Origin of the sequence: Pseudoalteromonas rubra, from assembly GCF_004212645.1 — a bacterium.
Lineage (GTDB): Bacteria > Pseudomonadota > Gammaproteobacteria > Enterobacterales > Alteromonadaceae > Pseudoalteromonas > Pseudoalteromonas rubra_G.
The window spans coordinates 1-6,038 of the sequence record NZ_PPUZ01000013.1 but is presented as its reverse complement, the minus strand read 5'-3'; the positions used below and the strand labels follow the sequence as shown (position 1 = coordinate 6,038).

Genomic DNA, 6,038 nt, shown 5'->3' with positions numbered 1-6,038 from the left:
AAGTATTACACCAAATTTGAATGGTGGGTCATGATGGACTCGAACCATCGACCAATGGATTAAAAGTCCACTGCTCTACCAACTGAGCTAATGACCCACTAAATTGTTTCGCTGCAAGAAGTGTGTAACACTATCGGCTGCTGCGGGCGCTTATAATACTTATTTAAAAATCTTGTGCAACCGAAATCGCCTGTTTTTTTCAAATTTCGCGTCTAAGCGCCTAATTTTAAATCACTCTGAGAAAATATCCGCCATTTATATTTTACTCAGCCGCTCCGTTGCCAGTTTTGCAGCCGTTGTGCTGGGATATTCTTTGATTAGATTTTCAAACAAGGTCTTCGCTTGTGCAGATTGTCCGGTTTTCTGAAGCAAGGTGCCCAGCTTTAACATCGCATCTGGTCGTTTGTTTGAATCAGCGAATTGATCAACAACAGTACGGAAGTGCACCATGGCCTGATCGTCCTGATTCTTTATCGACTGTAGCTGACCCAGCCAGTAATGCGCATTAGGAATATAGACGGAATTTGGAAACTGCTTTAGGAAGCCTTCAAATTCTGGAATAGCCGCATCGTAGCGCTTATCTTTCATGATCAGCGCAACGGCTCTGTCATAGGCTTCATTTTCCGACAAGTCTGTGCTCACGGCCTGCGCAGTCGCGCTGTCAGGTGTTACAGCAGGTTGTAACTGCTTGCTTTGTTCATAGACCTGGGTAACTCGCGTCTCTATTTCCTGATAAAGCTCACGCTGGCGCTGCAACACTTTTTCGAGCTTATAACTTTGCTCTTCCGTGACACCCCGGATCTGGCTTACTTCATCCTGAAGTTGATCAAGTTGCGTTTGTAGCTCAGCCTGGATCAGGTTGCGGTTGCGCATCAGGTTTTCAAGCACAGACAAACGTTGTTCAATAGTTTGGTTAGAACCAGCAGCATCAGATACAGCAGCGGGAGCTGCCCACAATTGGGAGCTCCCGCTGACTAAGATGATGGCTGCCAAAAAAGTATTCGGCTTCATAGCATCTCTTTACGATTAGTATACCAGTACCGCGCGGCGGTTCTTAGCAAAGGCTTCTTCAGTACGCGCTTTGTCCATTGGCTTTTCTTCACCATAGCTTACAACAGACATTTGGCTGTCAGACACGCCCAGGCTCTGCAGGTACTTAGCAACCGCTTTACCACGGCTTTCACCCAGTGCGATGTTGTACTCAGGCGTACCACGCTCATCAGCATGGCCTTCAATCAGTACTTTAACGCTTGGGTTTTTAACCAGGAAATCAGCGTGTGCTTGCAGAAGCTCTACGAACTCGCTGCGAACAGTAGACTTGTCGAAATCGAAGTATACGATTTGCTTCTGACGCAACGCATCATACTTTTCTTTCAGTAGCTCTTCAGCTGTTTTCTGAGGTGCCATTGTACCTACATCAACATTGCTGCCATTGTCCGCAGTGGCCGCGTTTGTTTCGCTGCCAGCACCTTCACCTGTATTTGTTGAAGAGCTACATGCAGCCAGCGTCATCACAGGCAACGCGACCAAAAGGGCCTTGAGAGTTTTGTTAAGTTGCATCGAGTATATTCCTATATCTTTTATAAGTCTTACCAGCAAAATTACTGTAAAAATGGCGACCAAGCTGGTGCCTTAACCTGTCCGTCTAATACCGGCAGGCGGGCCTTAAAGCGGCCATCCATCGACACCAACGCCAGTACCTGCTTATTATTATGCAAGGTACTATAAATAATCATAGAGCCGTTCGGCGCAATACTCGGTGATTCGTCGAGTCTGGTGCGCGTTAATACCTGAAACAGCCCAGAATCCAATTCTTTCTTGGCAATATGGTAGCGGCCTAATGTACGATTTACCATTACCAGTTGCTTGCCATCTGGCGTGATTGACCCGGCTAAATTCATATCGCCGTCGAAGGTTACACGCCGTGATCTTCCTGTATCTAAATTTAACTTATAAATCTGGGCATTACCACCCCTTTCAGAGGTATAGACTATTTCTTTACCATTTGGGTGCCAGGTTGGCTCAGTATCTATACTACGGTGCTTAGTCAGACGTCTCTCTTTGCGCGTAGCCAGGTCAATTAAATACACTTCGGTTGCACCACCTTTGTCCTTCGACAAAACGATCAGCATTTTGGTGCCATCCGGTGAAAACTGCGGTGCACCATTGATCCCAGGGTAGCTGGTTAATATCTCACGTTTACCGGTGTAGATATCCTGAATATAGATCTGCGACTGACGATTCTCAAATGTGACATACGCCAGCTTGTTGCCATCAGGAGACCAGGCCGGAGACATCAAAGGCTCTTTCGAGCGCAGCAGCACCTGTTCATTGTAGCCGTCATAGTCTGCAACAACCAGCTGATACGGTTTATCCTGCTCTTCACGCACGATCACATACGCAATCTTAGTACGAAATGCGCCTTTTTCACCCGTCAGGGCTTCATAAACAACGTCGCTGATCTGGTGCGCATAATAGCGAAAGCTCTGCGCATCAATCACACTTTGGCGCGCCTCAAGCACATGATCCTGGCTTTTCATCAATTTGCCATTGGTCATCATACGGGTTTCACCACCAGTAATTTGAGCGCGGATCACATCGATCAGCTCATACTTCACCAGATAGCGGTTTGCAGGTTGCTGAGTAATAGTGCCGACGACGATCGCTTCTACGCCCAGTTCAACCCAGGCATCGTAATCCACTTCTTCATCTGTGGTCGGCAGCTGAGGCATTTGTTCCTCTGCCACCGGCTTAAACTTACCGCTGCGGATCAAGTCCGCTGCAATCACTGAACTCAGCTCAGCAGGCGCCTCGCCATTACCTATGTATTTAAACGGAGCAATCGCAATTGGCCGGGCACTGTCGACCCCTTCTGTAATTACGATCTCCAGAGCTGCGTAGGCGACCCCTTGCGCAGCGAAAGCCAGAACCAAGAGTAAATTTCTTAAATGGTTGTACATGGTCTTCCTTTATAGAGTTGGTTTAATCGTCAGGTTAATATTCTTAAGCTGTTCGAAAACATCTTTATTTTCAGAAACCGGTAAGGTATCTGCCATTCTTACCGCACGTAACGCGGCTTCACACACCAGCTTATCACCACCAAGCGACTCCGCTTGTGTCACCAGGCCATTAAAGCCAAGACGAATATTCAGCCGACACTGCTTACCTTTCATCTTTTCATCGATTAACAGGTTAGACTGGATCCGCTGCATGATCAGCGCCTTATACTTGTCTACTTCAGTCAGGACCTGTTGCTGGCGAACTTTTGCTCGTGCGGCTTGCTCCTGCGCCAGTTGTTCCTGAAGGAGTTGCTCTTGCAGGGCTTTTTGACGTGCTTCTTCAGCAGCCTGCGCCTTGCGTTTTGCCTCTTCTTCTTGTTGCTTACGTTTTGCTTCCGCCTGTCTCAGCCTGTCTTCTTCGGCTTTACGCTTCTCGGCAGCAGCTTTGGCAGCCTGCTCAGCGGCCAATGCTTCCTGACGCGCTTTTTCAGCCTGCTGGCGCTCTTTATTTTGAATTTCCTGAGCACGTTTAGCTTGCGCTTCGGCCTTGCGTTTTTCTTCCAGCTTGGCAAGGCGCTGTTGTTCCAGCTTCTTGATCCGTCTGGCTTCGGCTTCACGGTCTTTTCGGGCCTGCGCCGCACGACGCTCTAAATCACGGATCCTTTGCTCTTCAGCATGCTTCTGTTGCGCTTCTTTCTCACGTAACTGGGCAATTTTCTGCTCCACAGCCTGCTGATCGACCGAAATGGCTGAAACCGCTTTGACTTCTTCAATCTCGCTAACCGCCGGGTTGAGCTGAACTTCCATCACACTGGGGCTGGAAAATTGAAAATTAGCCGTTGCGAAGAGTAACCCGGCTATAGCGAAATGCAGTAAAAACGACTTAAATATTCCGCTGGTTAAAGCATCCATTAACTGTCCTCAAACGATTTTGTCATTAACCCAACAGACGGCACACCCGCATTTTTCAAAAAGTCCATAAGTAACAGGACCTCCTGGTAAGACACACGACCTGAGCCTTTGATCATCACCGGCGTATCCGGGTTTTGTTGCAATTTAAGTTTGATCACAGCGGCTACTTCTACCGCGTCCATGGGTGCTTCCGGATCGGTTCCTACAGAAACATAATAGCGACCTTCAGCATCTATACTGGCGATAATGGGTGGAGCGTCTTTGGTATCGACTAGATCAGACTCTTCCATCTGTGGTAAATCCACTTTCACACCATGCGTGATCAGTGGCGCCGTAGCCATAAAGATAATCAGCAGCACCAGCATAACATCAATGTATGGCACCACATTGATCTCTGCGACCGGGCGTCGTCTCTTATGCTGATACATTTTGCTTAGCCTCAGTTAAGCTGGCAGCCTGACGATGCAGAATATTGGCAAACTCTTCCATAAAGTTGATGTAGTTTGACTCGAGCTTTTCTACATTCTTTGCAAAGCGGTTATAGGCCATGACCGCCGGGATCGCTGCAAACAAACCCATGGCAGTTGCGATCAGGGCTTCTGCGATACCAGGCGCAACCATCTGTAGTGTTGCCTGCTTAACTTCACCCAAGGCGATAAAGGCGTTCATTATCCCCCAGACGGTCCCAAACAGACCAATGTACGGGCTGATAGACCCCACAGTTGCCAGAAACGACAGTCCAGATTCTACTTTCTCAACTTCACGAGACAGCGCAACGCGCATAGACCGATGCGTGCCTTCAATGATCATGCTGGCCGATCCGGTGTTTTGCTTTTTATGACGGGCGAATTCTTTAAACCCGGATACAAACAAAGCTTCCAGGCCGCTCGAGCTGCCTGCTCTTGCTGTAATTTCATTATATAACTTGCCCAGGTCCATGCCTGACCAGAACTTTTGTTCAAACTTCTTCGCATCAGCCAAAGACTGCGCCAGGATACTGCGGCGCTGAAAAATTATGGCCCATGATGCAACTGACATACCGACCAGTGTCAACATCACAAGTTGCACGAGGATACTGGCTTCTAAAATGAGATCTATGAAATTAAGTCCCGATTCCACGTTGTTATACTCCTAGAAAATAATTGTGTTCTCGGCCAAGGCAGCCTTCACCGTATTGACTGTAAGCCAGCAAAAATTGCAAGTAGTTTAACCACACTAATAAGGGCTTACAATCTCAATGCCGTAAAATTCACTTAAATGCCGATAATTCGCACATTCGTTACCTTGACTCGCATTCTTGCCCGGATAGACAGACGTCACCCGGTTGCACTTCACACCAAACACCACTGGCATTGGACGTCACCAACGGCAAAAAATACCAGTGCCAAAGTTAAACTGCCCTGAATTACAACGCCCGGCATGTGATTGTGAAAGAAAATTTAAGTGGTCGGAGCTGCCGACTCCCCTCTGTGTTTATTTATTTATGCAAGCTGCATAAAAGTGTTGTTTTATTCACTATCTGAGAATAAACCCTCAAAACACGATTGGTAATACCAATTAACAACAAATAATCTAATATTCACAAATTGAGTATAATAAAGACAATCCGTTATTTTACATGAACTTGCAGAGCATCTTGAGTTCACGATTTGCACAATACCTGACTTAAAAAACCCATCGCATTAGTTTTTTTTATAGCAAAACTGTAATTTTTCTAGTTTGATAAAATGCGTCAGTGGGCTTATTATACTCCCCGTACTGAGCGAGCAGCATCTCTCAATGCAAATGCACAGTTACTAAGGCAGCAGAATTCTGATTTATTCTGCAGTCATGATGAGAAACTTTTGGATAAAACCTTAACGGACTCATCAGTTCCCTGGATTACTTCCTTCAACTTGTTGTTTTCGCCCGCACACTGTGCGGGCTTTTTTTTGTCCGCAATTTTTCGTCTCGTTCGCACAATTTAATCAGACACCGCCTAACATAGGGCAGACAAATGAGTGTGATACCAATTTGCTTAATTAAGTGTTCTATTTTGAGGCAAGAAAATATGTTCGATAACTAGGCAAAAATTTTGCTATTTAGTTGTTCTAAATGAGGAATTTTTAACACAGTTAGCGCCATATT

The 6,038-nt window shown here is 46.5% G+C and carries 6 protein-coding genes and 1 tRNA gene; all 7 read right to left on the bottom strand.

From position 1 onward, the window contains the following. Positions 1-21 precede the first annotated feature (21 nt). A tRNA-Lys gene (locus tag C3B51_RS05480) sits at positions 22-97 on the bottom strand. Positions 98-255: 158 nt separating this feature from the next. Further along, positions 256-1,011 (bottom strand): tol-pal system protein YbgF, encoded by a 756-nt coding sequence (gene ybgF / locus C3B51_RS05475; RefSeq protein WP_130244426.1) that lies wholly within the window; start codon positions 1,009-1,011, stop codon positions 256-258. A gap of 15 nt (positions 1,012-1,026) precedes the next feature. Further along, complete coding sequence (gene pal, locus C3B51_RS05470) at positions 1,027-1,560, bottom strand: peptidoglycan-associated lipoprotein Pal (RefSeq protein WP_130244425.1); 534 nt, start codon at positions 1,558-1,560, stop codon at positions 1,027-1,029. Positions 1,561-1,601: 41 nt separating this feature from the next. After that, a complete protein-coding gene (tolB, locus tag C3B51_RS05465; RefSeq protein WP_125716397.1) occupies positions 1,602-2,960 on the bottom strand; it encodes a Tol-Pal system beta propeller repeat protein TolB in 1,359 nt (452 codons plus the stop codon). 9 nt (positions 2,961-2,969) lie between these two features. Then, a complete protein-coding gene (gene tolA / locus C3B51_RS05460; RefSeq protein ID WP_130244424.1) occupies positions 2,970-3,911 on the bottom strand; it encodes a cell envelope integrity protein TolA in 942 nt (313 codons plus the stop codon). Then, a complete protein-coding gene (gene tolR / locus C3B51_RS05455; RefSeq protein ID WP_046006725.1) occupies positions 3,911-4,339 on the bottom strand; it encodes a protein TolR in 429 nt (142 codons plus the stop codon). The genes tolA and tolR overlap by 1 nt, the downstream gene beginning before the upstream one ends. After that, positions 4,326-5,030, bottom strand: a complete 705-nt coding sequence (gene tolQ, locus C3B51_RS05450; RefSeq protein ID WP_046006726.1) for a protein TolQ — start codon at positions 5,028-5,030, stop codon at positions 4,326-4,328. Before tolQ ends, tolR begins: the two co-directional genes overlap by 14 nt. Positions 5,031-6,038: the final 1,008 nt, after the last annotated feature.

What these genes read in the sequence shown, in the direction of transcription:
- ybgF (WP_130244426.1), bottom strand. Translation starts at nt 1,011, where the DNA reads ATGAAGCCGAATACTTTTTTGGCAGCCATCATCTTAGTCAGCGGGAGC.
- pal (WP_130244425.1), bottom strand. Translation starts at nt 1,560, where the DNA reads ATGCAACTTAACAAAACTCTCAAGGCCCTTTTGGTCGCGTTGCCTGTG.
- tolB (WP_125716397.1), bottom strand. Translation starts at nt 2,960, where the DNA reads ATGTACAACCATTTAAGAAATTTACTCTTGGTTCTGGCTTTCGCTGCG.
- tolA (WP_130244424.1), bottom strand. Translation starts at nt 3,911, where the DNA reads ATGGATGCTTTAACCAGCGGAATATTTAAGTCGTTTTTACTGCATTTC.
- tolR (WP_046006725.1), bottom strand. Translation starts at nt 4,339, where the DNA reads ATGTATCAGCATAAGAGACGACGCCCGGTCGCAGAGATCAATGTGGTG.